The sequence below is a fragment of the Kitasatospora sp. NPDC091335 genome (assembly GCF_044757205.1).
GTDB lineage: Bacteria > Actinomycetota > Actinomycetes > Streptomycetales > Streptomycetaceae > Kitasatospora.
In genome coordinates this window covers 72,908-96,071 of record NZ_JBIVUM010000016.1, presented here as the reverse complement: position 1 = coordinate 96,071, position 23,164 = coordinate 72,908, and the positions used below count along the sequence as shown (strand labels likewise).

The 23,164-nt window shown below is 75.4% G+C and carries 18 protein-coding genes; 9 read left to right on the top strand and 9 right to left on the bottom strand.

Features of this window, described 5'->3' with window-relative positions:
- Nucleotides 1-34 precede the first annotated feature (34 nt).
- Entirely contained in the window at nt 35-691 is a 657-nt protein-coding gene (locus tag ACIQOW_RS29100; protein ID WP_401089869.1) for a response regulator, read from the bottom strand.
- The gene (locus tag ACIQOW_RS29095; protein WP_401089867.1) at nt 688-1,956 is read right to left on the bottom strand and encodes a sensor histidine kinase; all 1,269 of its coding nucleotides are present in this window, start codon (nt 1,954-1,956) and stop codon (nt 688-690) included. Before ACIQOW_RS29095 ends, ACIQOW_RS29100 begins: the two co-directional genes overlap by 4 nt.
- A 134-nt stretch (nt 1,957-2,090) precedes the next feature.
- Between ACIQOW_RS29095 and ACIQOW_RS29090 the strand changes: the two genes are divergently transcribed.
- Complete coding sequence (locus ACIQOW_RS29090; protein WP_401089865.1) at nt 2,091-3,002, top strand: ABC transporter ATP-binding protein; 912 nt, start codon at nt 2,091-2,093, stop codon at nt 3,000-3,002.
- Nucleotides 2,999-3,841, top strand: coding sequence for an ABC transporter permease (locus tag ACIQOW_RS29085; RefSeq protein WP_401089863.1), 843 nt, complete (start codon nt 2,999-3,001; stop codon nt 3,839-3,841). Before ACIQOW_RS29090 ends, ACIQOW_RS29085 begins: the two co-directional genes overlap by 4 nt.
- Nucleotides 3,842-3,897: 56 nt before the next feature.
- Here the strand turns inward: ACIQOW_RS29085 and ACIQOW_RS29080 are convergent, their stop codons facing one another.
- Nucleotides 3,898-4,461, bottom strand: a complete 564-nt coding sequence (locus tag ACIQOW_RS29080) for a DUF4291 domain-containing protein (protein ID WP_401089862.1) — start codon at nt 4,459-4,461, stop codon at nt 3,898-3,900.
- A 117-nt stretch (nt 4,462-4,578) separates the two neighbouring features.
- On the bottom strand, nt 4,579-5,334 hold the full coding sequence (locus tag ACIQOW_RS29075) for a tyrosine-protein phosphatase (RefSeq protein ID WP_401089860.1): 756 nt from the start codon (nt 5,332-5,334) through the stop codon (nt 4,579-4,581).
- Nucleotides 5,335-5,583: 249 nt separating this feature from the next.
- Between ACIQOW_RS29075 and ACIQOW_RS29070 the strand changes: the two genes are divergently transcribed.
- The 5 genes from ACIQOW_RS29070 to ACIQOW_RS29050 all read left to right on the top strand — a co-directional run bounded on the left by ACIQOW_RS29070 (nt 5,584) and on the right by ACIQOW_RS29050 (nt 15,542).
- Nucleotides 5,584-6,351, top strand: a complete 768-nt coding sequence (locus ACIQOW_RS29070) for a GntR family transcriptional regulator (protein WP_401089857.1) — start codon at nt 5,584-5,586, stop codon at nt 6,349-6,351.
- Nucleotides 6,352-6,438: 87 nt separating this feature from the next.
- Complete coding sequence (locus tag ACIQOW_RS29065) at nt 6,439-7,551, top strand: PucR family transcriptional regulator (protein ID WP_401089855.1); 1,113 nt, start codon at nt 6,439-6,441, stop codon at nt 7,549-7,551.
- Nucleotides 7,552-7,893: 342 nt separating this feature from the next.
- A complete protein-coding gene (locus ACIQOW_RS29060) occupies nt 7,894-8,649 on the top strand; it encodes a hypothetical protein (protein WP_401089854.1) in 756 nt (251 codons plus the stop codon).
- An 85-nt stretch (nt 8,650-8,734) separates the two neighbouring features.
- The gene (locus ACIQOW_RS29055) at nt 8,735-10,765 is read left to right on the top strand and encodes a flotillin family protein (protein ID WP_401089852.1); all 2,031 of its coding nucleotides are present in this window, start codon (nt 8,735-8,737) and stop codon (nt 10,763-10,765) included.
- Between the two features lie 46 nt (nt 10,766-10,811).
- Nucleotides 10,812-15,542 (top strand): DNA repair ATPase, encoded by a 4,731-nt coding sequence (locus ACIQOW_RS29050; RefSeq protein WP_401089850.1) that lies wholly within the window; start codon nt 10,812-10,814, stop codon nt 15,540-15,542.
- Here ACIQOW_RS29050 and ACIQOW_RS29045 read toward each other — a convergent pair whose 3' ends face one another.
- Nucleotides 15,543-16,277, bottom strand: a complete 735-nt coding sequence (locus tag ACIQOW_RS29045) for a hypothetical protein (RefSeq protein WP_401089849.1) — start codon at nt 16,275-16,277, stop codon at nt 15,543-15,545.
- A gap of 167 nt (nt 16,278-16,444) precedes the next feature.
- Between ACIQOW_RS29045 and ACIQOW_RS29040 the strand changes: the two genes are divergently transcribed.
- Both ACIQOW_RS29040 and ACIQOW_RS29035 read left to right on the top strand, forming a co-directional pair.
- Nucleotides 16,445-17,299, top strand: coding sequence for a methyltransferase domain-containing protein (locus ACIQOW_RS29040; RefSeq protein WP_401089847.1), 855 nt, complete (start codon nt 16,445-16,447; stop codon nt 17,297-17,299).
- Nucleotides 17,300-17,306: 7 nt separating this feature from the next.
- Entirely contained in the window at nt 17,307-18,350 is a 1,044-nt protein-coding gene (locus tag ACIQOW_RS29035; protein ID WP_401089845.1) for an aromatic ring-hydroxylating dioxygenase subunit alpha, read from the top strand.
- A gap of 191 nt (nt 18,351-18,541) precedes the next feature.
- On the opposite strand, the gene ACIQOW_RS29030 is transcribed toward ACIQOW_RS29035, so the two are convergent.
- The 4 genes from ACIQOW_RS29030 to ACIQOW_RS29015 all read right to left on the bottom strand — a co-directional run bounded on the left by ACIQOW_RS29030 (nt 18,542) and on the right by ACIQOW_RS29015 (nt 23,023).
- Nucleotides 18,542-20,227, bottom strand: a complete 1,686-nt coding sequence (locus ACIQOW_RS29030) for a 4Fe-4S binding protein (RefSeq protein WP_401089843.1) — start codon at nt 20,225-20,227, stop codon at nt 18,542-18,544.
- Between the two features lie 58 nt (nt 20,228-20,285).
- A complete protein-coding gene (locus ACIQOW_RS29025; RefSeq protein WP_401089842.1) occupies nt 20,286-21,197 on the bottom strand; it encodes a diiron oxygenase in 912 nt (303 codons plus the stop codon).
- Nucleotides 21,198-21,350: 153 nt separating this feature from the next.
- Nucleotides 21,351-22,649: an RNA polymerase sigma factor gene (locus ACIQOW_RS29020; protein WP_401089840.1), complete on the bottom strand. Its 1,299-nt coding sequence runs from the start codon at nt 22,647-22,649 to the stop codon at nt 21,351-21,353.
- Nucleotides 22,646-23,023, bottom strand: a complete 378-nt coding sequence (locus tag ACIQOW_RS29015) for a YciI family protein (protein ID WP_401089838.1) — start codon at nt 23,021-23,023, stop codon at nt 22,646-22,648. Before ACIQOW_RS29015 ends, ACIQOW_RS29020 begins: the two co-directional genes overlap by 4 nt.
- Nucleotides 23,024-23,164: the final 141 nt, after the last annotated feature.

Below are 23,164 nucleotides of genomic sequence, written 5' to 3'. Positions count from 1 at the left end.
GGCCCGGCGCGGCGGCGGCGCACGCCCACCGGGCCTACGGCGCGACCAGCCCGAACTCGTAGGCCTGGATGACCAGGTGGACCCGGTCGCGGGCGTCGAGCTTGGTGAACAGCCGGGCGACGTGGGCCTTGGCGGTGGCCACGCTGATGGTCAGCTCCGCGGCGATCTCGGCGTTGGACAGACCCCGGCCGACCAGGGTGAGCACCTCGCGCTCGCGCCCGGTGACGGCCTCGGCGACGGGCCTGCGGGGCCGGGCCGTTCCCTGCGGCCGGGCGGCGAACTCGCCGATCAGCCGGCGGGTGACGCCGGGGGCCAGCAGGGCGTCCCCGGCGGCGACCACCCGGATGCCGTCCAGGATGGTCTCCAGGGCGAGGTCCTTGACCAGGAAGCCGCTCGCCCCGGCGCGCAGCGCGCCGTACACGTAGTCGTCGTCGTCGAAGGTGGTGAGGACGAGGACGTGGGTGGGCAGGCCGGGGTCGGCGGTGATCCGGCGGGTGGCCTCGATGCCGTCCGTGCCCGGCATCCGGATGTCCATCACGGCGACGTCGGGGCGCAGCCGGGTGACCAGGTCGACGGCCTCGGCGCCGTCGCCGGCCTCGCCGACCACCTCCAGGTCGGGGGCGTCGGCGATCAGCACGCGCAGGCCGGTGCGGATGAGCGGCTGGTCGTCGACCAGGACGACACGGGTCACGGTCCCACCTCCACGGGGGTCTGGACGGAGGCCCGGACAGGGGCCTGAACGGGGGCCTGAACGGGGGCGTCCTCGGGAGCGCCGTCGGGCAGCGGCAGCCGGGCGGCGACGAGGAAGCCGCCTCCGGGGCGCGGCCCCGCACCGAACTCGCCGTGCAGCAGGGCGACCCGCTCGCGCATGCCGGCCAGGCCGTAGCCGGTGCCTGGGGTACCGGTGGTGCCGGTGGTGCCGGCCGCCGCCCCGGTGCCCCGGTCGGCCACGGTGAGGTCGAGCTCCCGCGGGCCGTAGACGACGGTGACGTGGCAGTCCCGGGTGCCGGAGTGCTTGACCACGTTGGTGACCGCCTCCTGGACGATCCGGTAGGCGGCCAGGTCCACCTCGGGCGGCAGCGGCCGGACCGCGCCGCGCCGGGTGAGCGCCACGTCGACCCCGGCGCCCGCCGCCCTCCGCACCAACCGGTCCAACTCGCCGAGCCCGGGCACCGCTTCGAGCGGCGCGGGCTCCCCCTCGCCCTGCCGCAGCGCGCCGAGCATCCGGCGCAGCCCGGCCAGGGTCTCCCTGCTGGTGGCCTCGATGGCCTCCAGGGCGCCCCTGGTCTCGGCGGGCTGGGTGTCCATGACCCGGCTGCCCATGCCGGCCTGGATCGCGATGATGCCGATGTTGTGGGCCACCATGTCGTGCAGCTCGCGGGCGATCCGCAGCCGTTCGGCGGTGACGGCCTGTTCGGCGGCCCGGCCGCGCAGCGCCTCGGTGTGGGCGCGGCTCTGGTGCACGGTGTTGCCGACCAGCCAGGCGATCAGCACGGTCGCGGCGAGGCCCGTGTAGGCGAGCGGGTTGACGGGGTAGCCGTTGACGACGCCGTGGAGGAACAGCCCGACGAGGGTGGCGAGCGGCAGCGCCAGGGCGCTCAGCGAGACGCGGCGGGAGCGGGTGGCCGCGCAGTAGCCGACCACCCCGTCGGCGATCAGGAACTGGAGCGGCGCGGTCTCCGGGACCCGCACCGTCCCGAGCGCGAAGACGCCGCCCGCGAGCGCCACCGCGACGGCGGCCAGCGGCAGCCGGACCAGCAGCGCCGCGACCAGGGTGGTGACCACCGCGGTGACCGTCAGCGGCATGTCCTCCAGGTTGCCCTGGTAGGAGAGCAGGTGGCGCAGCTCGTCCTCGCGGGTGAGGAAGCGGAAGGCGACCAGCGCCGTCCAGAGCGCCCCCACCCACACGCCCGCGGGCAGGCGCCTGAGCAGCGGCGGGCGGGGTTCGGTGATCATGGCGCGATGGTAGCGGCGGGCCTCCGGGCGGCACATCGGCCCGGGGGCGTAATCCCGGGGGCCAGTGCGGCGGCCCGTGGTTGTGGCCCGCCGCCCGATGCCGGGGACCGGCTCCGACCGGCACCGTTGGCCCCGTGATCGAGATCGAGCGACTGACCAAGCGGTACGGCGCCACCACGGCCGTCGACCGGCTGACCTTCACCGTCCGGCCCGGCGCCGTGACCGGCTTCCTGGGCCCCAACGGCGCCGGGAAGTCCACCACGCTGCGGATGATCCTGGGCCTGGACACCCCCACCGGGGGCACCGTCACGGTGGCCGGGGTGCCCTTCGCGAGCCGGCCGCGCGGTCTGCGGCACGTCGGCGCCCTGCTGGACGCGGGCGACGTGCACGGCGGGCGCACCGGCCGGGCGCACCTGGCGGCGCTGGCCCGCGGCAACCGCATCCCGCTCGGGCGGGTGGACGAGGTGCTGGCGGAGGTCGGCCTCGGTGGGGCCGCCGGACGCCGGATCGGCGGCTACTCGCTGGGCATGCGGCAGCGGCTGGGCATCGCGGGCGCGCTGCTCGGCGACCCGCCGGTGCTGCTGTTCGACGAGCCGCTGAACGGGCTGGACCCGGAGGGCGTGCGCTGGCTGCGCGGGCTGTTCCGGCGGCTCGCCGACGAGGGACGCACGGTGTTCGTCTCCAGCCACATGATGGCCGAGATGGAGCACACCGCCGACCACCTGGTGGTGATCGGGCGCGGCCGGCTGATCGCCGACGAGAGCCTGACCGAGTTCTCGGCCCGTAACGCGGTCTCCTCGGTGGCCGTACGGGCTCCCGAACTCCCCGCACTGGCCGAGGTCCTGCGCGCCGAGGGGGCCGACGTGCGGCCTGCCGGGCCGCGGTCCGGAATCGTCACCGGGCTCGCGGCCGAGCGGGTCGGCGAACTCGCGCTGCGGCACGGCCTGGTGCTGCACGAGCTGACCACCCGGACGTCGTCGCTGGAGTCGGCGTTCATGTCCCTGACCGCCGGCAGTGTCGAGTACCAGGCTGGAGAGGCCCGTTGAGCACCACGACCCCCGGATCCGCCGAGCCCGCGCCCCGGTTCCTCGACCTGCTCGCCGCCGAGTGGATCAAACTGCGCTCGCTGCGCTCCACCTACTGGGTGCTGGCGCTGGCCTCGCTGGTGGCGATCGCCGTCAACGTGAACGCCGTCCACACCGACCTGACGTACATCGACCACCCGCCGGCCCGGATGCCCGGCCAACCCCCGTACACGTACGACCCGTTGTTCCACGGGCTCGGCAGCATCGCGGGCGACCTGATGGCGGTCGCGGCCGGCAGCCTCGGGGCGATCACCGTGTTCGGCGAGTACACCACCGGCCTGATCCGCACCACCTTCGCCGCCGTGCCGGACCGGCGGGGCGTGATCGCGGCCAAGGTGGTGCTGATCGGCGGGATCACCGCGCTCGCCGGGCTGGTGGTCTCGGCGGGCTCCTTCCTCGCCGTCAACGCGATGCTGGCCTCCCGGCACGTCGGGCTCTCCCTCGCCGACGAGGGCTGCCTGCGGGCCGTGCTCGGCTACGCGGCGATCGTGCCGGTCTGCGCGCTGGTCGGAATGGCGCTGGGCGCGCTGCTGCGCCACGCCACCGCCTCGATCGTGTCGCTGGTGCTGCTGCTGTTCGTCCTGCCGATGATGTTCGGCGGGGACCGCTACCGCTGGCTCAAGGAGATCGGCACCCACCTGCCGACGGCCACCGTGCAGCGGCTCACCATCAACCCCGCCTCCACGACCACCATGGGGAAGTACGCGCCGAGCGTGCTGGACTCGTGGATCACCATGGGGGTGTGGGGCGTGGCCGCGGTGGTGGTGACGGTGGCCGTGGTGCGGCGGCGGGACGTCTGATCCACCGCCTCTGCCTCCGTCTCCTCGGGTCGGTCTCCTCGGCTCCGCCGCCCCCCTCAGCCCAGGCCGAGGCGCCGCGCGGTCGCGGCGGGCGGCAGGTACGGGCGCTCGGGCGGCAGCAGCCGCTGGGCCTTCGCCGCCTGCCCGCCGCGGACCAGCGCGGCGATCCGGTGCACCCTCGGGGTGAGGTCGGTGAGCCCGGTGACCCACTCCTCGGCGTAGCCGCGGATCAGCGACCGGCCGATGCCCACCTGGATGCTGTAGTGGTTCAGCGCCGCCCCGCGCAGCGACCGCTCCGGGTCCCACTGCACGTGGACCTCGGCGCTGGCCGGCTCGTCCGGGTGCGCGGTGGTCAGGACGGCGCGGGCGAGCGCCTCCTCCCAGCCCTCGCGGGTGATCCGGACCGCCAGGACCCTGGTCTGGCCGGGCTTGCTCGCCCAGTTGCTGCGGTGCATCAGCCAGCGGAACGAGGGCTTGATCCAGGTCATCCGGTGGAAGCCGAACGGCGCCGTGAACCGGCCCGCCGCCAGGGCCGCGTCGGCGACGGCCGGCGGGTAGGCCTGGTAGAGCACGATCGTCCGGTCGTCGTGGTCGGCGCGGATCTCGCGCAGTGCGGTCATCTCGCGGCACCCCCCTTCGACCGGGCACGCTGCCAGGGCGGGGCCGCAGGATGCAACGGGATAAACCGGTACGGCGGTTTCCAGGCGCCGGGCCCCGGGGCAGGAGCCGGGCGCCGGTCAGGCCACGGCCGCCTTGGCGCGGAAGGCACCGAGGGTGGCCACCGGGACGCCGCAGCCGGGGAGGAAGGAGGCCGCGCCGCCGTGGTGGGTGCGGACCCGGTCCAGGAAGACCGACATGGCCTCGGCCGGGGCCTCCAGGAGGGGCGCGGGGATGGTGAGGCTGCGCCCCCGGGAGTCGGTGACGCGGGAGGTGGTGTGGTCGTTGAGCGCGGTGCGGTGGCGCTCGGCGAGGCCGGCGAAGATCTGCGGGAGGGCGTCGGTGGTGCGGGCGTAGTCCGCCACGATGCGGTCGGCGGGGGCGCCGAGGAGGTCGAGCAGCAGGGCGGTCAGCAGGCCGGTGCGGTCCTTGCCGGCGGCGCAGTGCAGCAGGACGGCGCCGGGGCGGACGGTGGCCTCGACGGCGGCGGCCAGCGCCTCGGGCGCGGACTCGGCCAGCAGCACGTAGAAGTCGCCGAGGTCGGCGGCGGTGGCCATGGTGCTCATCCGCGCGGTGAGGGCGTCGGTGGCGGGGTTCACCGGGGCCGCGACGACGGCTATCCCGGCGGCCTCGGCGGCGGCCCAGTCGTCGGGGTCGGTCTCGCGCGGGTCGCGCAGGTCCACGATGGTGCGGATGTCGCAGCCGCGCAGCTGGCGGACGGTGGCCTCGTCGGCGGCCGGGAACGGCTGGGCGGAGCGGTACAGCACCCCGGGGCGGACCCGGCGGCCCTCGGGGTCGCCGAGGGCGGCGGCGTCGCGGAAGTTGACCAGGGACATGCGGAGGCCTTTCGGTGGAGCCGCACCCGGGACGGGGCAGGGACGTCCGGAGGGGCGGAGACATCTAGATGTCCAGATGTCTAACCCGTCGCGGGGCCGCCGGGCAAGCCTCGGCCGGTGCATCCCTCCATCCCACCCCCGTCGGCGGGCCACGGCGACTCGGACGGTGCGGGCGGGACGGGCGGCACGTGACCGGGACGGGCGGCACGTGACCCGGGCGGACCGGCCGGGCTTCGTAGGATCGGGCCCGTGGCGACCAATTCCGCGAACCCCCCGAGCACTCCGGTGTACCGCCGCCTGGCCCGCCGACTCCAGGAGCGCGTCGACGACGGCACCTACCCCGCCGGCGCCCGGCTGCCGAGCGAGCCCGAGCTGAGCGCCGAGTTCGGCGTGAACCGGCTGACCGTACGGCAGGCGGTGGCGGAGCTGGAGCGGGCGGCCGTGGTGGAGATCCGCCGCGGCGTGGGCACCTTCGTCCGCCCGCCCGCCGTCCGGGTGTCGATCGCCGTGGACCCGCGCAGCCAGCGCACCGACCTCGGCAGCGTGTACGGCGCGCTGCCGAACGAGGAGCGCACCGACGGCGAGTACGTGGTCGCCGCCCCGCCCGTCACCGGCTCGGCACAGGACGCGGAGGCGGCCCGCCGGCTGGGCCGCACGCCGGCGGAGCTGTCCCGGGTGGACTCGGTGATCCGGCTGGGCGGGCGGGCCCGGGCGGTGTGCAGCTACTGGGTGCCGTTCGGCCCGCTGCCGGCGGAGCTGGTCCGGCCCGGCCGCCCCGGCAACCTGGTGCCGGACCTGGCGCGGGCCGCCGGGGTGGAGCTGGAGTACGACTGGCGGGCCTTCGGCGCCGTCGGCGCGGACCTCGCGGACGCCGAGCTGCTGGGCGTCCCGCCGGGCACCGCGCTGCTGGTGCGCGAGGGGGTCAGCTGCACCCCGGACGGCGCGCCCGCGCTGTACGTGCGGCGGCGGATCGACGGCAGCAGCGCGCGCTTCGTCCTGCACTTCCGCGACCGGTAGCCACAGCGGTCACAGCGGCCCCGGCCGGACCGGCCCTGATAGGTTCGGCGCCGGATCAGCAGGCCGCACGGGGGTTGGCAGGACACGGTGACCGAGGAGATCGACGACATACCCACCGAGCTGGCCGAGGCCTACCTCGCCCTGCTCGCCGACGTCTCCCGCACCGGACGGCTGCTGCGCCGCGAGGAGCTGGAGCGCCTGCGCAGGCTCGGCGAACTCTGCGCGGAGGCCGGGTACGGGCTGCGCGAGGTGGTGTCGCACTGCCTGGCCGCGGCCCGGCGGGCCTGGCAGACCCTGCCGGGGACGACCGCCGCGACCAGCGTCACCGAGCTGCGCCGGACGGGCGACGCGGTGCTGGCCGCCACCGACGCCGCCCTGGCCGCGCTGGGCGAGGGCCACGAGCGGGCACAGCGTCTGGCGGTCCGTCAGGAGGAGGCGGCCAGGCGGGAGTTCATCGACGACCTGCTGTTCGGCCGCGGCGACCTCGGGAAGCTCGTCGAGCGCGCCGACCGGTTCGGGCTCCGGCTGGCGGGCGCGTACACGGTGGCGGTCGCGGTGGGCGACGAGCCGTTCGCGGACGTGCATCCGCTGGTGCACCGGGTGGAGCGGGAGCTGGCCGGGCGGTTCGGCGAGCGGGACGTGCTGCTGGCCAGCAAGGACGGCCGGCTGGTGTGCATCGCGCCGGACTCCGAGCGGGCCGTGCTGGAGGCCTTCGCCGAGCTGACGCTGCGCCCCGGCCCCGGCTACCTCCCGGTGCGCCGGGTGGCCACCGGCCGTCGGCACTCGGGGCCGAGCGGGGTGCCGCGCAGCTACGAGGAGGCGCTGGACGCGCTGGACTACGCGCACCGGCTGAACCTGTCGGCCCAGCAGCTGAAGGCCGAGGAACTGCTGGTCTTCCCGGTGCTGATGCGCGACCGGGCGGCCATGGCCGACCTGGTGCGCACCGTGCTCGGCCCGCTGACCGAGGCGCGCGGCGGCGCCCGTCCGCTGCTGGACACCATCGCGGTGCAGGCGGAGGCCGCGTACGTGAACGCGGAGGCGGCGCGCCGGCTGGGGCTGAGCGTGCGCACCCTGAGCTACCGGCTGGAGCGGATCAAGGCGCTCACCGGGTACGACCCTGCGGACGCGCTCCAGCGCTTCACCCTGGAGACGGCGGCCATGGGGGCCCGGCTGCTGAACTGGCCGGAACAGCCGCTCTAGCTCCGGCTGCGGCCGGGCGGAGCCGGCGGTGGCCGGAACGCCCCTCTGGCGCGGCCGCCCGGAACCCGCTACGGCACCCGGCCGTGACCGGCCGCCGGCCGAACCGTCCGTCCACGACCGGCCGTTGCCGGATCCTGTACGGCCCGGCCGTCGGCCGAAACCTCCGGGACCGTCCGGCGACCGGCCTGTTGCCCGGTTGTTGCAGTGTCACCCGGGCCGCACGTAGCAGGGTGTCAAAGGGGCGTAAAGATTGCCGGATCCTGGCAATGTGCGAGGCGCGCCCCGGCTGCCATGATCTTCCCGACGCCGAAGTGCGGCGCCGGAGGAGGGGCGGGGGGAAACGTGGCCGGAACGGGGGGTTTCTTCACGGCCGCGCTGGCCTTTCCGACGGCGCTGTTCAGCTTCGCGCTGGTGGTGGTGGTCGGCTACTGGCTGCTGATGCTGCTCGGGGGCCTGGTGCCCGGCGCCGTGCACGGGGGGCACGACGGCGGGCACCACCTGGACGCCGGGCACGCGGGGCACCACCCGGGTGCCGGACATGGGGGACACGTCGGACTCCCGGGAGACGCCGGACACGCGGGGCACGGTGCCGGGGGGCACGGTGCCGACGCGGGGTCCGGCCGGCACGGAGCCGGCCACCACACGAACGTGCTGGACGCGCTGGGGCTGGGCGGGGTGCCCGTGACGGTGGCGGTGTCGCTGCTGGTCGCGATCGCCTGGTTCGTCAGCCTGGCCGGCACCGTCCTCACCTCGGGGGCACCGGCGCGCGGCGGCGTGTTCGCCGTCGCGCTGGTCGCCTCCTGGGCGGGCACCCGGGTGCTCGTCCGGCCGCTGTCGCGGCTGTTCCCGCAGACCCGGCCGGCCACCCGGGGGGACTTCGTCGGCCGGGTCTGCGTGATCCGCACCGGCCGGGTGACGGCCGGCTTCGGACAGGCCGAGGTCACCGCGGAGGACGGGTCCACCGCGATCGTCCAGGTCCGCACGGCGGAGCCCGAACCGGGCCTGACGGCCGGACGGACCGCCCTGATCTTCGACTACGACCCCGAGGGCGAGCACTTCCTGGTGGCGCCCTTCGACCCGCCGTCCGGTCTCACCTGATCCCGGCCCGTCGCCGATCCACCTCACCTCACCTTCACCGCAATTCCCTTCGCACTGTCTCGCCATCTCGTCAAAGGACTCCGTGATGGACACCATCGCCGTGGGTTTCGGCGTGCTCGTCGCCGTCGTGCTGCTCATCGTGCTCGCCCTGCTCCTGTTCGTGGGCCGCCTGTTCCAGAAGGTCGAGCAGGGCAAGGCACTGATCGTCTCCCGGACGAAGAAGGTGGACGTGACCTTCACCGGCGCGATCGTCCTCCCCGTCCTCCACAAGGCCGAGTTGATGGACATCACCGCGAAGACGGTGGAGATCCACCGGGCCGGCCGGGACGGTCTGATCTGCCGGGACAACATCCGCGCGGACATCCGGATCTCGTTCTTCGTCCGGGTCAACAAGACCGTCGAGGACGTCATCAAGGTCGCGCAGTCGATCGGCACCGCCAGGGCCAGCGACCCGCAGGCGATCCAGGAGTTCTTCGCCGTCAAGTTCGCCGAGGCGCTCAAGACCGTCGGCAAGCAGCTGGACTTCACCGACCTGTACACCCACCGGCACGAGTTCCGGGACCAGATCATCGCGGTCATCGGCACCGACCTCAACGGCTACACCCTTGAGGACGCGGCCATCGACCACCTGGAACAGACCCCGATGAGCCAGCTGGACTCCGACAACATCCTGGACGCCCAGGGCATCCGCAAGATCACCGAGCTGACCGCGATCGAGCACGTGCGCACCAACGAGTACCAGCGCACCGAGGAGAAGGAGATCACCCGGCAGAACGTGGACGCCCGGGAGGCCGTCCTGGAGCTGGAGCGCCGGCAGGCCGACGCGGAGATCCGCCAGCGCCGCGAGATCGAGACCCTGCGGGCCAAGGAGGACGCGGTGATCGCCCGGGTGCAGGAGGAGGAGCGGCTCAACGCCCAGACCGCCTTCCTGCGCACCGAGGAACTGCTCGGGGTGCAGCGGGAGAACCAGGCCCGCGAGGTCGCGGTGGCGCAGAAGAACCGCGAGCGGGTGATCGCGGTGGAGAACGAGCGGATCGAGAAGGACCGCCTGCTGGAGGTCGTCGGCCGCGAGCGGGAGACCGAACTCGCCACCATCGCCAAGGCGAAGGAGGTCGAGTCCGCCAAGCGCGAGGTCGCCGACGTGGTCCGCGAGCGGGTCGCGGTGGACCGCACCGTCGCCGAGCAGGAGGAGGCCGTCAAGACCCTGCGCGCCGTCGAGGAGGCCGAGCGCGTCCGCAAGGCCGTCGTCATCCAGGCCGAGGCCGAGGCGCAGGAGCGGCTCGTCAAGGACATCAAGGCCGCCGAGGCCGCCGAGCAGGCCGCCGCGTTCCGGGCCCGCGAGGCGCTGGTGCTGGCCGAGGCCAGGCAGCAGGCCGCCGAGCTGGACGCGGTCGCCAAGATCCGGATGGCCGAGGGCGTCCGGGCGGAGGCCGCGGCCGAGGGCCTGGCCCGGGTCCAGGTCCGCGAGCAGGAGGCCGCGGCGGTGGAGAAGGTCGGCCGCGCCGAGGCGCTGGTGCAGGCCGAGAAGGCCAAGGCCACCGCGCTGGAGATCGGCGGCAAGCTGAAGGCCGAGGCCGAGGGCCTGACCGAGAAGGCCGCGGCGATGGCCAAGCTGGACGAGGCCTCGCGCGGGCACGAGGAGTACCGCCTGCGGCTGGCCGCCGAGAAGGACGTCCGGCTGGCCGGGCTGGACACCCAGCGGCAGATCGCCGAGTCCCAGGCGGCGCTGGTCGCGGCCGGGCTGGAGAAGGCGAAGATCGACATCGTCGGCGGGGACTCGGTGTTCTTCGAGAAGCTGGTGCAGGCGGTGTCGGCCGGCAAGAGCCTGGACGCCTTCGTCGGCCACTCGCAGACCGCGCAGACCCTGGCCGGGCCCTGGCTGGACGGCCGGGCCGACTTCACCGAGGACCTCACCAAGGTGCTCTCGTCGGTCTCCACGGCGGACGTGCAGAATCTGACCGTGTCCGCGCTGCTGATGAAGCTGATCGGCTCGGGGGCCGCGGACCAGACCGGCCCGCTGCGCCAACTGCTCGACTCGGCACGGCAGCTGGGCATCGCGGAGACCCCGATCGGGGCGCTGGCCAACGGCCACGCCGCGGTCAACGGCTCCAAGTAGCACCAGGCTCCCCGCAACGACCCGCCGAACACCCGAGGAAGCAACCGTGACCGTGGACGCCCTCGACGCCAGGCCCGACGCCGGCACCTACGAGGTCCTGCGCGACCGGCTCGCCCGAGCCGCCGCCGAACTCGCCGACCGGGCGCAGGCGTTGAACGCCCGCCGGGTCGCCGAGTTCGGCGGCGGGGAGCTGCGGCTGGCCGGCACCGGGCGGCTCACCACCGCCCGGGCCTGCCTGCCGCAGGACCTCACCGCCGTCGGCGGGATGCTGCTGCTCGGCACCCGTACGGCCGGACCGGCCGACGACGCCGAGGACTTCACCGACGTCCTCGGCCTGCACCACCCCGACCTCTCCCCCGCCCCCGCCGAGGGCACCCTGCTGGACGACCCCCGGCTGCGCCAGGACCTCGGCGACCTGCGGCGCTACTTCCGCGACGCCAGGCTGGAACGGCTGCGCCCGGTGGACGGCAGGCTGCTCGCCGTCTTCCGCACCGGCCCGGCCGCCGCCGACGTCCGGGTGCTGCGCTGGCGCCTGGACGACGACGCCCCGGCCGGCTACCTGGACGGGCGCGGCGAACGCGACCACACCCCCGCCGACGGCCGGCAGCTGCCCTGGACCGCGCTCACCAGGGACGACCAGCTGCCCGCCGGCCCCGGCCGGCCGCCCCGCGCCGGCCTGGCCGGCGAACTGCTGATCGGCGTCGACGGCGGCCGGCTGACCATCGCCGCCCCGGACGGCCGGGAGCTGCACCGCGAACCGCTCGCCGAGGCCCTCCAGACCCTCGCCGACGCCCGGATCGCCCACACCCGGATCGGCCCCCTGCTGCTGGTGCGCGTGCGCCCGTACCAGGAGGAGACCGAACGACACCTGGTGGTCCACCTGCCCACCGGCGCGGTCACCCGGATCGACGCGCTCGGCCAGGCCTGCCTGCGGCTGCCCGCCGACCAGGGCGTCGCCTTCCCCGGCGGCTGCGTCCTGGTGGACGGCACCGTGCGCACCTTCGACCAGCCGGTCGACGGCCTGGTGTACGAGCGCACCGTCCTGTCGCCCAACGGCGAGGACGTGCTCTACGAGTTCCGCTCCCCCGCCGACGGCCGCGCCCTGCTCCAGCCGTACAACAGCGTCCGCCAGGAGGCCGCCGCCCCGCTGCCCTGCCAGGGCTACGCGCTGCTCCCGGACGGCACCCTGATCGCGCTGCGCCCGGCCGAGGACGGACCCACCCGGCTGCACCCCGTCCAGCTCTGGCGGACCCCGTTCACCAGCGAGCGCTTCGCCGCCGAACAGCCGCCCGGCAGCGGGCCGCTGGCCCGGATCGGCAACGCCGACCTGGTCCGCGGCCTGGCCGACTGCCTGGCCCTGGCCCGGCTGGCCGCGGCCGGCGCCGACACCCCGGCCGGCCACCAGGCCGTCCTCGCCGCCTGCACCCGCACCGCCGACCGGCACCACTGGCTCGGCCAGAGCGGCCTCGGCGACCTCGCCGCACCGCTCGCCGGGATCCGCGACACCACCCGGCAGGTCGTCGCCGAGTACGAGGCCGTCGCCCAGCTCACCGCGCACGCCGCCCGGCGGACCGACGAGGCCGCCGAACACGTCGAGAGCCTGCTGCGCACCGCCCGCGGCGAGACCCTGGCCGACGCCGCCGAGTGGGTCGACCGGCTGGCCGGGCTGCGCCGCGCCCAGGGCCGCGTCGAGGCGCTGCGCGACCTGCCGCGCGCCGACCCGGAGCGGATCGACGCGCTCGCCGCCCACCTCGCCGAGGGCCTGGCCGAGGCCGCCGACCGGGCCGTCGGGCAGCTCGCCGAGCCGGCCGCCTTCGAACCGCACCGGCAGCGGGCCGGCGAACTGGCCGAACACTGCGCCGGCATCGCCACCGCCGCCGAGGCCGAGCCGCTGGGCCTCGAACTCGGCGCCCAGAGCGAGGCGTTGCAGACCGTCTCGGAGCTGGTCGGCACCCTCGACCTGGCCGACGCCACCACCCGCACCGCGATCCTCGACCGGCTCGCCGACGTGCTCGGACTGCTCAACCGGGCCAGGACCGCCCTGACCGTGCGCCGCCGGGAGCTGCGCACCCACGAGGCCGCCGCCGAGTTCGCCGCCGAGACCGCCCTGCTCGGCCAGGCCACCACCGCCGCGCTCGCCGCCGCCGACACCCCCGAGGCCTGCGACGAGCAGCTCGGCCGGCTGCTGCTGCGGATCGAGCAGCTGGAGACCCGCTTCGCCGACGCCGACCCGGCCCTCGGCGAGCAGCTCACCGCCCGGCGCACCGAGATCCACGACGCGCTCACCGCCCGCCGCCAGCACCTGCTGGAGGAGCGGGCCCGGCGCGCCGACCGGCTGGCCGCCTCCGCCGACCGCATCCTCGACACCCTGCACCGGCGGCTGGCCGCGCTGGACACCGCCGCCGAGATCGACGCCGCCCTGGCCGCCGACCCGACCGCCGTCAAACTCCGCGACCTGGCCGGGCAGTTGACCGGGATCGGCGACCGGGTCAGGGCCGAGGAGCTGACCGGCCGGCTGCGCGCCGCCCGCTCCCGCGCCCACCGGGCCCTGCGCGACCGCGCCGAACTCGCCGGCGACGGCCCCGGCACCCTGCGGCTGGGCCGGCACCTGTTCGCCGTCACCACCCAGCGGCCCGAACTCGCCCTGGTCCCCTGGCGCGGGCGCCCCGCCTTCACCCTCACCGGCACCGACTACCGCTCCCCCGTCACCGACCCGGCCTTCGCGGCGACCGAGCGCTACTGGGACCGCCCGCTGCCCTCGGAGACCCCCCGGCTGTACCGCGCCGAGTACCTCGCCGCGAGCCTGCTGCCGGCCGCCGAACCGGGGGCGCTGTCCGGTTCGCTCTCCGGCGACGCCGAGCTGCTGGAGTACGTCCGGCGGGCGGCCGAGCAGCGGCCGGACGAGGGCTACCAGCGCGGCGTGCACGACCACGACGCGGCGCTGCTGCTCCGCGCCCTGCTCGAACTAGGCGCCGGGGCCGGCCTGTTGCGCCACCCGGCGGGTGCCAGGGCGGCCGCGCAGCTGTACTGGGCGCACGGCGCCGACGAGCGCCGGCGGCTGCTCTGGCACACCAGGGCCCGCTCGCTCGGCCTCGCCTGGGACGCCTTCGGCGGCGCCCCCGCGCAGGGAGCGCTGGACGCCCTGGCCGCCGAACTCTCGGCCGCCGTGGCGGACTTCGTCCCCGGCACGGACCCGGCGGGCCCCTACCTGGTGGCCGAACTGGCCGCCGCCGCGCCGAGCTTCGCCCACTCGGCGGGCGCCGCCGCGCTGCTCGACAAGTTCCGCGCCGCCCCCGAGTCGGCCGGCCTCACCGAGGCCCTGGCGGCGCTGCCCGAGGAGCCGGAGCTGCTGCCCGTACGGCGCCGGCTCGCCGCCGCCTGGCTGGAGTCGGGAGCCGCCGACGCCGACCCGGGGGACCTCGCCGAGGCCGCCGCCGTACTGCTCTGCCCGTCCCTGCCGCGCCGGCCGGCCGAGGGGGCCGTGGGCGCCAGGATCACCGGGCTGCTCGGCGACCACCCCAGGGTCACCGGCGGCGCGCTCGACCTGCGGCTGGACGAACTGCTCGCCCGGGTCCGCGAGTTCGAGCAGGTCGAGATGCCCGGCTACCGGGCCTACCAGCGGCTGCGCGGCGAACTGCTGGCCGCCGAGCACGCCCGGCTGCGGCTCGACCAGCACCGGCCCGCCCCGCTCAACGGCTTCGTCCGCAACCGGCTGATCGACCAGGTGTACCTGCCGCTGGTCGGCGACAACCTCGCCAAGCAGCTCGGCACGGCACAGTCGTCGGGTCCGGTCGACCGCAGCGGTCTGCTGCTGCTGGTCTCCCCGCCCGGCTACGGCAAGACCACCCTGGTCGAGTACCTCGCCGAGCGGCTCGGCCTGCTGCTGGTCTCGGTCAGCGGCCCCGCGCTCGGCCACCGGGTCACCTCGCTGGACCCGGCCGAGGCCCCCGACGCCACCTCCAGGCGCGAGGTCGAGAAGCTCAACTTCGCCCTGCACGCGGGCGACAACGTGCTGCTCTACCTGGACGACGTCCAGCACACCTCGCCCGAGTTCCTCCAGCGCTTCATCCCGCTGTGCGACGCCCAGCGCCGGATCGACGGCGTCTGGGACGGCGAGGCCCGCGAGTGGGACCTGCGCGGCAAGCGCTTCGCCGTCGTGATGGCCGCCAACCCGTACACCGAGTCCGGCCGCCTCTTCCGGCTGCCCGACATGCTCGCCAACCGCGCCGACGTGTGGAACCTCGGCGACGCCGTCGCCGGCCGCGAGGACCTCTTCGCGCTCAGCTTCGTCGAGAACGCCCTGCCCGCCACCCCCCACCTGGCCCCGCTGGCCACCGCCGAGCGCGCCGACCTCGACACCCTGCTCGCCCGCGCCGGCGGCCTGCCCGGCGGCACCCTGGCCGGCGCCTGGCCCGCCGCCGAGGTCGAGCGGATGACCGCCGTCCTCTCCGGCCTGCTCCACCTGCGCTCCACCGTCCTGGCCGTCAACCGCGCCTACCTGGCCTCGGCCGCCCAGGACGACCGCACCCGCACCGAGCCCCCCTTCCTGCTCCAGGGCTCCTACCGCAACATGGCCAAGCTCGCCCAGCGCCTCGACCCCGCGCTCACCCGCCCCGAACTCGACGCCCTCCTCACCGACCACTACCGCGCCGAGGCCCAGCCCCTGGGCGCCGACGCCGAGGCCCAGCTCCTCAAGCTCGCCGAGCTCCGGGGCACCCTCACGGACGGCCAGGCGGCCCGTTGGGCGGAGGTGAAGCGCTCCTGGCGGGGTGAGTGATCAGGCTCCGCCGAGCACGGCGTCCACGAGTTCCAGCCAGAGGCCCAGCGTGGGCGCGGTCGGCTTGAAGGTGCGGTCCGAGCCGTGCAGCCGGACGTAGCCGCCGACCAGCAGGTCCGCGACCCGCTCGGTCTCGGCCGGGAGCGTGCCGTTGATGAGCTTCGTCCAGTTCGGCGACGTCCTGCTCCCGTCGTGCAGCGTCTCCAGCGGCAGCGCCCGGCAGGCCGTCCAGGTGACCAGCTCGGGCGCGTACTCCAGCAGCTTCCGGTGGCCCCTGCCGTTCCGCTTGAGCAGCCGGGCGATCACCCGCTGGGTCTCCCGTCGGGCCTCCACCGCGCGCTGGATGCCGATGGCGTGCAGGCCCTCGTGCACCAGACCGCGGTAGGCCGGACCGGCGATGTCCGACCAGTCGGGCTCCCAGTGCAGGCTCCGCACGCTGAGGACGACCGGTGGCCCGAAGATCCCGGCGTCCTCCGGCCGTTCACGGAGCGCCTCGGCGAAGGACCGGTTCACCGGACTGTCCGGCAGGTAGCCCCGGCGTGCCCCGAGCACCTCGGCCGCGTCCGGCCGGTCGGCCAGCACGGCCAGCTCGTTCGCCGCGATCAGCGCGGACCAGTGGTCGCCGATCCGTACGGCGTGACGTGCCCTGAGGATGTGGCGGTCGAGGGCCGGCGGGGTGTCCGCGGCCCACGAGACTCCACGCCAGGGGCCGAGCGGCAGATGGTTGTCGTCCATGGCCGGTTCAACGCCGCGCGGGCGGTCAGGTTGCGGCGCGCGGCCGTCCCGGTCGGCTGAAAGTCGTCGCCACCGGTCCGATGACCGGATGACCCGGCGATTCCTTCCATCGGGCAATCCGCGGGCGTCGGCGATAGGAGGCGCCGGTGCGTGGGTAGCCCGGTGGCATGGGTGTTGAGGGGCTCGACCTGACCGGGTTGCGCAGGGTGTACGGGCAGTTCGGAAGCCGGTGGTTCTACACCCGGGTGGCGCGCAACGCGCGGCACTGGGGGTGGACGGAGCCCGGCCAGTCCAAGTGGCGGCTGTGGCGGGCGCAGCGGCAGTTGCAGGACGTGCTGGGGCGCAAGCTGGCGCTGTCCGCGGGGGCGCGGGTGCTGGACGCCGGGTGCGGGGCGGGGGTGGTGGCGCGGGCGATGGCGGTGCGGTTCGGGCTGCGGGTGACCGGGGTCGACGTCCTGGACTTCCACCTCGCCGAGGCGAAACGGCTGAGCGCCAGGGCCCGGATGGGTGAGCGGACGGTCTTCCGGTGGGGGGACTACCACCGGCTCCCCTTCGGCGACGGCGAGTTCGACGGCGTGTACTCGATGGAGACGCTCGTCCACTCCCCCGACCCGTCCCGGGCCCTGGCCGAGTTCCACCGGGTGCTGCGCCCGGGCGGGCGGCTGGTGCTGCTCGGACCGATCAGCGTCGGCCCGCTGGGCGAACTGGAGCCGCGGGCACGGGCGTTGATCGAGTCCTTCCTGGAGGCGATGACGATGACCGGCGCCGTGATCTACCACGCCGGCAACCTCCCGCGGCTGCTCGGCGAGGCCGGGTTCGAGGTGGAGGAGGCGTTGGACGCGACGCCGTACTACACACCCACCTTCGAGGCGGTGCACGCGTACTTCCGGCTGCCGTGGGAGGTGGTGCGACGCTTCGGCGATCCGGCCAAATGGATCAACCTCCGTTCCACGGTGGAGATGTACGGGGTGCGCGAGCACGTCGCCTGGTACGTTCACACGGCTGTCAAGCCATCGAGGTGAACTCCGCATGGACGAGCGCTCCGCCCCGTTGCCGTACCCCAGTGGCTGGTTCTGCGTCGGCCGGGTGCGGGACCTGCCGCCGGGGCGGGTGCGCACCGCCCGGCTGATGGGCGAGGACGTGGTGCTGTACCGGACCCGCCGGGGCGCGGTGCGCGCGGTCGGGCCGCACTGCCCGCACCTGGGCGCGCACCTCGGGGCGGGCGGGACGGTCCGCGGCGAGGAGCTGGTCTGCCCGTTCCACGGCTTCGCCTTCGGCCCGGACGGCTCGTGCACCGGCTCGCCGGACGGCGTCCGGTTCCGGGCCTCGCTGGCCCGGCGGCACCTGTGCGAGCGGGACGGCGCCCTGTTCGTCTGGTGCGGGCCGTCCGGTGGTCCGGACGCCGGCGCACCCACCTGGGAGCTGCCGCCGGCGGTCGGGGTGCGGCCGCTGGCCTGGTGGAGCGGCGAGGTGCTCTCCCACCCCCAGGAGGTGATGGAGAACAGCGTCGACTTCCGGCACGTGCGGGTGCTGCACGGCCTGGACACCCGGGAGACCGCCCCGCCCGAGCCGGACGGCCCGCTGCTCACGGTCCACCAGCGCACCACGACCCGGTTCCCCGCTCTGGGCGCGGTGAGCCTGGAGCAGCCGGTGACCCTGGCCGGGCTCGGGATGATGCGGGTGCCGGTCGAATTTCCGCAGCTGGGCGGCACCTTGTGGGTGTGGACGCTGCCGACGCCGGTCGCGCCGTGGCGGACCAGGGTGCGCTTCGCGGTGACCGCCACGGTGCCGGTGCCGGGGGTCGGCTCGGCGCGGGCCGTCGACCGGGCGGCCTCCTGGGCGGCGTTGCGGACCGCGGTGCGGATCATCAAGCAGGACCGCCCGGTCCTGGCCCACAAGCGGTACCTGACGCAGCCCCGGCTCGTTCCCGGGGAGCGCTCGATCGGGCTGTTCCGGCGCTGGGCGCGGCAGTTCTATCCCGGGCTCCACGACGAACCGGCGTCGGGCTTCCACGGCGAACCGGCCACCGGGTTCCACTCCGAGCCCTGGCCGGAGCCGGACTCCGCAGGCTGAGTCACGACCGGCGCGGCGGGCGTGCCCGGCGTGCCCGGCGGCCCCCGGGTGGGCTCGGGCCGCGCGTCAACCCCCGGCGGGAGTGGTCCGGTGCGCGGGAAGTCGGCCCACCCGACCTCCCGCGCACGTCTCGTACGGGTGTCCAGGACCGGACGGCGGACCACCCGGCAACCGCCACCCTCGGCGCCCCGCTACCGCCGGCGCCCGGCCGCCAGCAGCTCGGACACGGTGGCGAGCTTCACCCGCGGCCGCCCCTCGGCCTCGCCCCGCTCGCGCTCGGCCCGGTCCACCGCGCGCAGCTCCCGCAGCCCGACCGCGTCCGGGCGCCGGCGCCGCACCAGCCGTTCGAAGTCCCTGCGGCCCGCCTCCGGGACGGGCAGCGCGCGGGCGGCCGCGTCGTCCAGCAGCGCGCCCACGGTCTCCCGCGCGCAGGCCCGGTTGGCCCCGATCCCTCCGGCGGGACCGCGCTTGGCCCACCCCACCACGTACGTCCCCGGCAGCGGCCGGCCGGTCGCAGGGTCGACGACCCGCCCCTCCCGGTGGGCGACCGTGCCGGTCCGCTCGTCGAACGGCAGCCCGGGCAGCGGCACGCCGCGGTGCCCGATGGAGCGCACCACGAGACCGGCCCGCAGCACGTCCGTCGTCCCGGTGCCCTCGGCCCGGCCGTCCGCCGCCAGGGTGGTCCGCTCGACGGTCAGCGCCTCGACCCGCCCGTACCCGGACAGCCCGGCCGGCGCCGACAGGAAGCGCAGCACGATCCGCCGCCCGGGCCCGGGCGCCGCGGACCCGTCGTACGGCACCAACGGCAGCCCGGCCAGCAGCCCGGCGCCCGACCCGGTGCCCGGCCCGCTCCGCGCCCCCGGCCCGGACTCCGCCGCCTCGATCGCCGCCCGCACCCGCGGGTGGTCCTCCACCACCACCTCGACGCCCGGCAGCTGCCGCAGCGCCAGGAACTCCGCCCTGGTCCACGCCGCCTGCTCCGGCCCGCGCCGGGCGAGCAGCACGACCTCCCTGACCCGGCTGCGGCGCAGCGCGGCCAGCGCGTGGTCGGCGATGTCGGTGGCGGCGAGCCGGTCCGGGTCGGTGAGCAGGATGCGGGCGATGTCCACCGCGACGTTGCCGTTGCCGACCACCGCCACCCGCTCCGCCGACAGTTCCACCGCGTCGGCGGGCACCGTCGGGTCGGCGTTGTACCAGCCGACGAAGGCGGTCGCGGGCAGGCTGCCGGGCAGGTCCTCGCCGGGGATGCCGAGCCGGCGGTCGGCCGCCGCGCCGACCGCGTACACCACCGCGTGGTGGTGCGCGGCGAGCTCCCGGTGGGTGAGGTCCGTGCCGATCTCCACGTTGAGGTGCATCCGCAGCCGCGGGTCGTGGAAGACGCTCGCGAAGCTCTCCGCGATCCGCTTGGTGGACTGGTGGTCGGGCGCGACCCCGTGCCGCAGCAGGCCGCCGGTGACCGGCAGCCGGTCGATCATGGTGATCTCGGCGCTGGTGCCGCGCAGCAGTTCCTGCGCGGTGTACCCGGCGGACGGCCCGGTGCCGACGACGGCGATCCGCAGCGTGCCGAGTTCGCCGGGCAGGCTGCGCGGGAAGCTGGGCGCGCCCCAGGCGTGGTCGCTGGGGTGGTCGCGGAACCAGTCGCGGTTGAGGTCGCCGAACACGGTGTCGGGACCGCGCAGCCGGTCGACCGGGAACACCGCGTCCACCGGGCAGGCGTCCGCGCAGGCGCCGCAGTCGATGCACGCCTGCGGGTCGATGTACAGCATGTCGGTGGTGCCGAACTCCGGCTCGTCCGGGGTCGGGTGGATGCAGTTGACCGGGCAGACGGACACGCAGGAGGCGTCGTTGCAGCAGGTCTGGGTGATCGCGTAGGCCATGGCCGGGTGGGGTCCTCGCTGCGCGTGGGGGGATGGGACGGCGGGTTCCGGCGCTCCGTCAGAGCATGTGCACCCGGCGGTAGACGGCGGCCGAGCGGCCGGTGAGCAGCCCGGTCTCGGCGAGGAAGGCCATCAGGTGCCGGGAGCTGGTGCGCATCATCGCCTTGCGGTGCTCGTTGGCCCTGGCCTCGGCGAGCGCCCGCGGCACGTCGAGCCCGGCGGCCTTGTACACGCCCGGGTGGACCATGCTGCTGACGATGACGTACGCGCCGAGGGCGATGCCGGTGGCCGAGGCGCGCCGGCGGGCCGGGCTCGCGTGGCGCATCCGCTCGCGGATCTCCTGCCGGGCGAACTTCATGTGCCGGGACTCCTCGACCACGTGGATCCGGGAGGTGCCGCGGACGATCTCCAGCACGTTCTCGCCGCGCATCCAGTCGCGCTGCATGACGTCGAGCACCTCTTCGGCCACCAGGATGCCGCCGTAGGCGAGTTCGCCCTTGGCGAGGGACTTGTAGGCGCGTCCGGCCTGGGCGATCACCTTGTTCGGCCGGTAGGCGGGGACGCCCATCTTCGCGCAGGCGCGGGCGAACATGATCGAGTGCCGGCACTCGTCGGCGATCTCGGTGAGGGCGAACTGGAACTCGGCGGTGGCGGGGTTCCTGAGGTACTGGTCGCGCAGCACCATCTGCTGGAGGATCATCTCGAACCAGATGCCGGTGTTCATGATCGAGCAGACCTCGTGCCGGGTGAGCGTGACCCGCTGCCGCTCGGTCATCCCGTCCCACAGCCGGGTGCCGTAGAGGGTGCTCCACTCCGGGTTGAGGCCGTAGTGGTCGTCCGGGAGCGGGGCGTCCCAGTCGATCTCGGCCGAGGGGTCGTAGGAGAGGGCGGCGGCCGACTCCAGCAGCCGCTTCGAGACGTCGTCGTCGGCTTCGGTGTGACCGTGCCCCGTCCGCCGGGTGAGCGCCATGGCTGCCTCCAGGTTCCTGCTCCCGCGGGTTCCCGCCCACCCGCTTATTAGACGGACAGTACAATAAGAGCCGGTCGCCGAGAACCCCCTGCGCGACAGCGACCCGGCGTGCGGCCGTACGGCGCGCGCCCCCTGCGGGTCCCCCGGACCGGCCTACCGCTCCGCCCGCCCCTCCGTCTCCGCCCGCGCCACCGTCCGCCCCCGCTCCGCCTGCCGCGCCCGCGCCGTCAGATGACGGCGCTCCGGGGCACTGGCCGTACGGGCCGCGGCCTCCCGGTACGCCCGGGCGGCGGCCGCCGGATCGCTGCCGAGCCGGTCGAGCAGGTGGGCCCGGACGGCGAGCAGCCGGTGATGACGGGCCAGGCGCCGGTCCGCGGCCAGCTCCTCGACGAGCGCGAGCCCGGCCGGGGGCCCGTGCACCATCGCGACCGCGACCGCCCGGTTGAGGGCGACCACCGGGTTCGCGTCGAAGCGCAGCAGCAGGTCGTACAGCGCCAGGACCTGCGGCCAGTCGGTCTCCCGCGCCGTCGCCGCCTCACTGTGCACGGCGGCGATCGCGGCCTGCACCTGGTACGGCCCCACCCGCCCGCGCGGCAGCACCGAGGCGATCAACTCCAGCCCCTCGTCCAGCAGTTCCCGGTCCCAGCGGCCACGGTCCTGCTCCTCCAGCGGCACCAGCGCGCCGTGCGCCCCGGTACGGGCCGCCCGGCGGGCGTCGGTGAGCAGCATCAGCGCGAGCAGCCCCGCCGTCTCGGCGTCCCCGGGGGTGAGCCGCCGCAGCAGCCTGGTCAGCCGGATCGCCTCCACGGACAGCCGCGGCGCGGTCAGCTCCTCCCCGCCGCTCGTCGTGTAGCCCTCGTTGAAGACCAGGTACAGCACGTGCCGGACCTCGGCGGCCCGCGCGGCGCCGCTCTCCCCCTCCGGCGGCGACAACCGTCCGCCGGCCGCCGTCCGCAGTGTCTGCTTGGCCCGGCTGATCCGCTGCGCCATCGTCGCCTCCGGCACCAGGAACGCGGCGGCGATCTGCGCGGTGGTCAGGCCGCCGACCGCGCGCAGCGTCAGCGCGATCCGGCTCGGCACGGACAGCGCCGGATGGCAGCAGAGGAACAGCAGCGCGAGCGAGTCGTCCGCCGCCGGGTCGGGCTCGTCGGGCGCCGGCGCGAGCAGCGCCGACTGCGGCGTGGCGAGCGCCAGCGCCTCCTCCCGGCGGCGGCGCGCCGACTCGCCGCGCACCTGGTCCACCAGCCGCCGGTCCGCGACCGTCACCAGCCAGCCGCGCGGGTTGGCCGGGACACCGTCCCGCGGCCACTGGGTGGCGGCGGCCAGCAGCGCCTCCTGCACCGCGTCCTCGCACGCGTCGAACGCCCCGCCGTGCCGCCGCACCAGCACACCGAGGACCTGCGGCGCCAGTTCGCGCAGCAGGCCCTCGACGGCGCCGGCCGTGGAGCTCACCCGCCCACCGGGAGGTCGCTCGCGGTGGACTCGTGCAGGACCGGCCACAGCTCCACCGGCTCCCGGTCGGCGAACGGCATGTCCGCCGCGATCTGCTGGGCCCGCTCCAGGCTCTCGCAGTCCAGCAGGTAGAAGCTGGCCAGGTACTCCTTGGTCTCCAGGTACGGCCCGTCGGTGACGACCGGCACGCCCTGCGCCCGCCGGACCAGCTGCGCGGCCGCCGCGTCCGCCAGGCCGTACGCGCCGACCAGCTCCCCGCTCTCCCGGTACCTGGTGTTGAACGCCTCCTGCCGGGCGATCGCCTCCGGCCAGGCCTCGGCCGGGAAGGAGTCCCACTTGGCCTGGTTCCCGTAGATCATCGCGACGTACTTCATCCCGGTTGCTCCCTCGTCCCGCGCGCCCCGTCGGCGCGCTGTCACCTCTCAGTCGGAGCGGCGGAACCCGGCTTCGACACCGGCCGGGATCTTTTTCCGGAGGAATTCCTCCGCGCCCGCGCCCGCGCCCGCGCTCAGCCG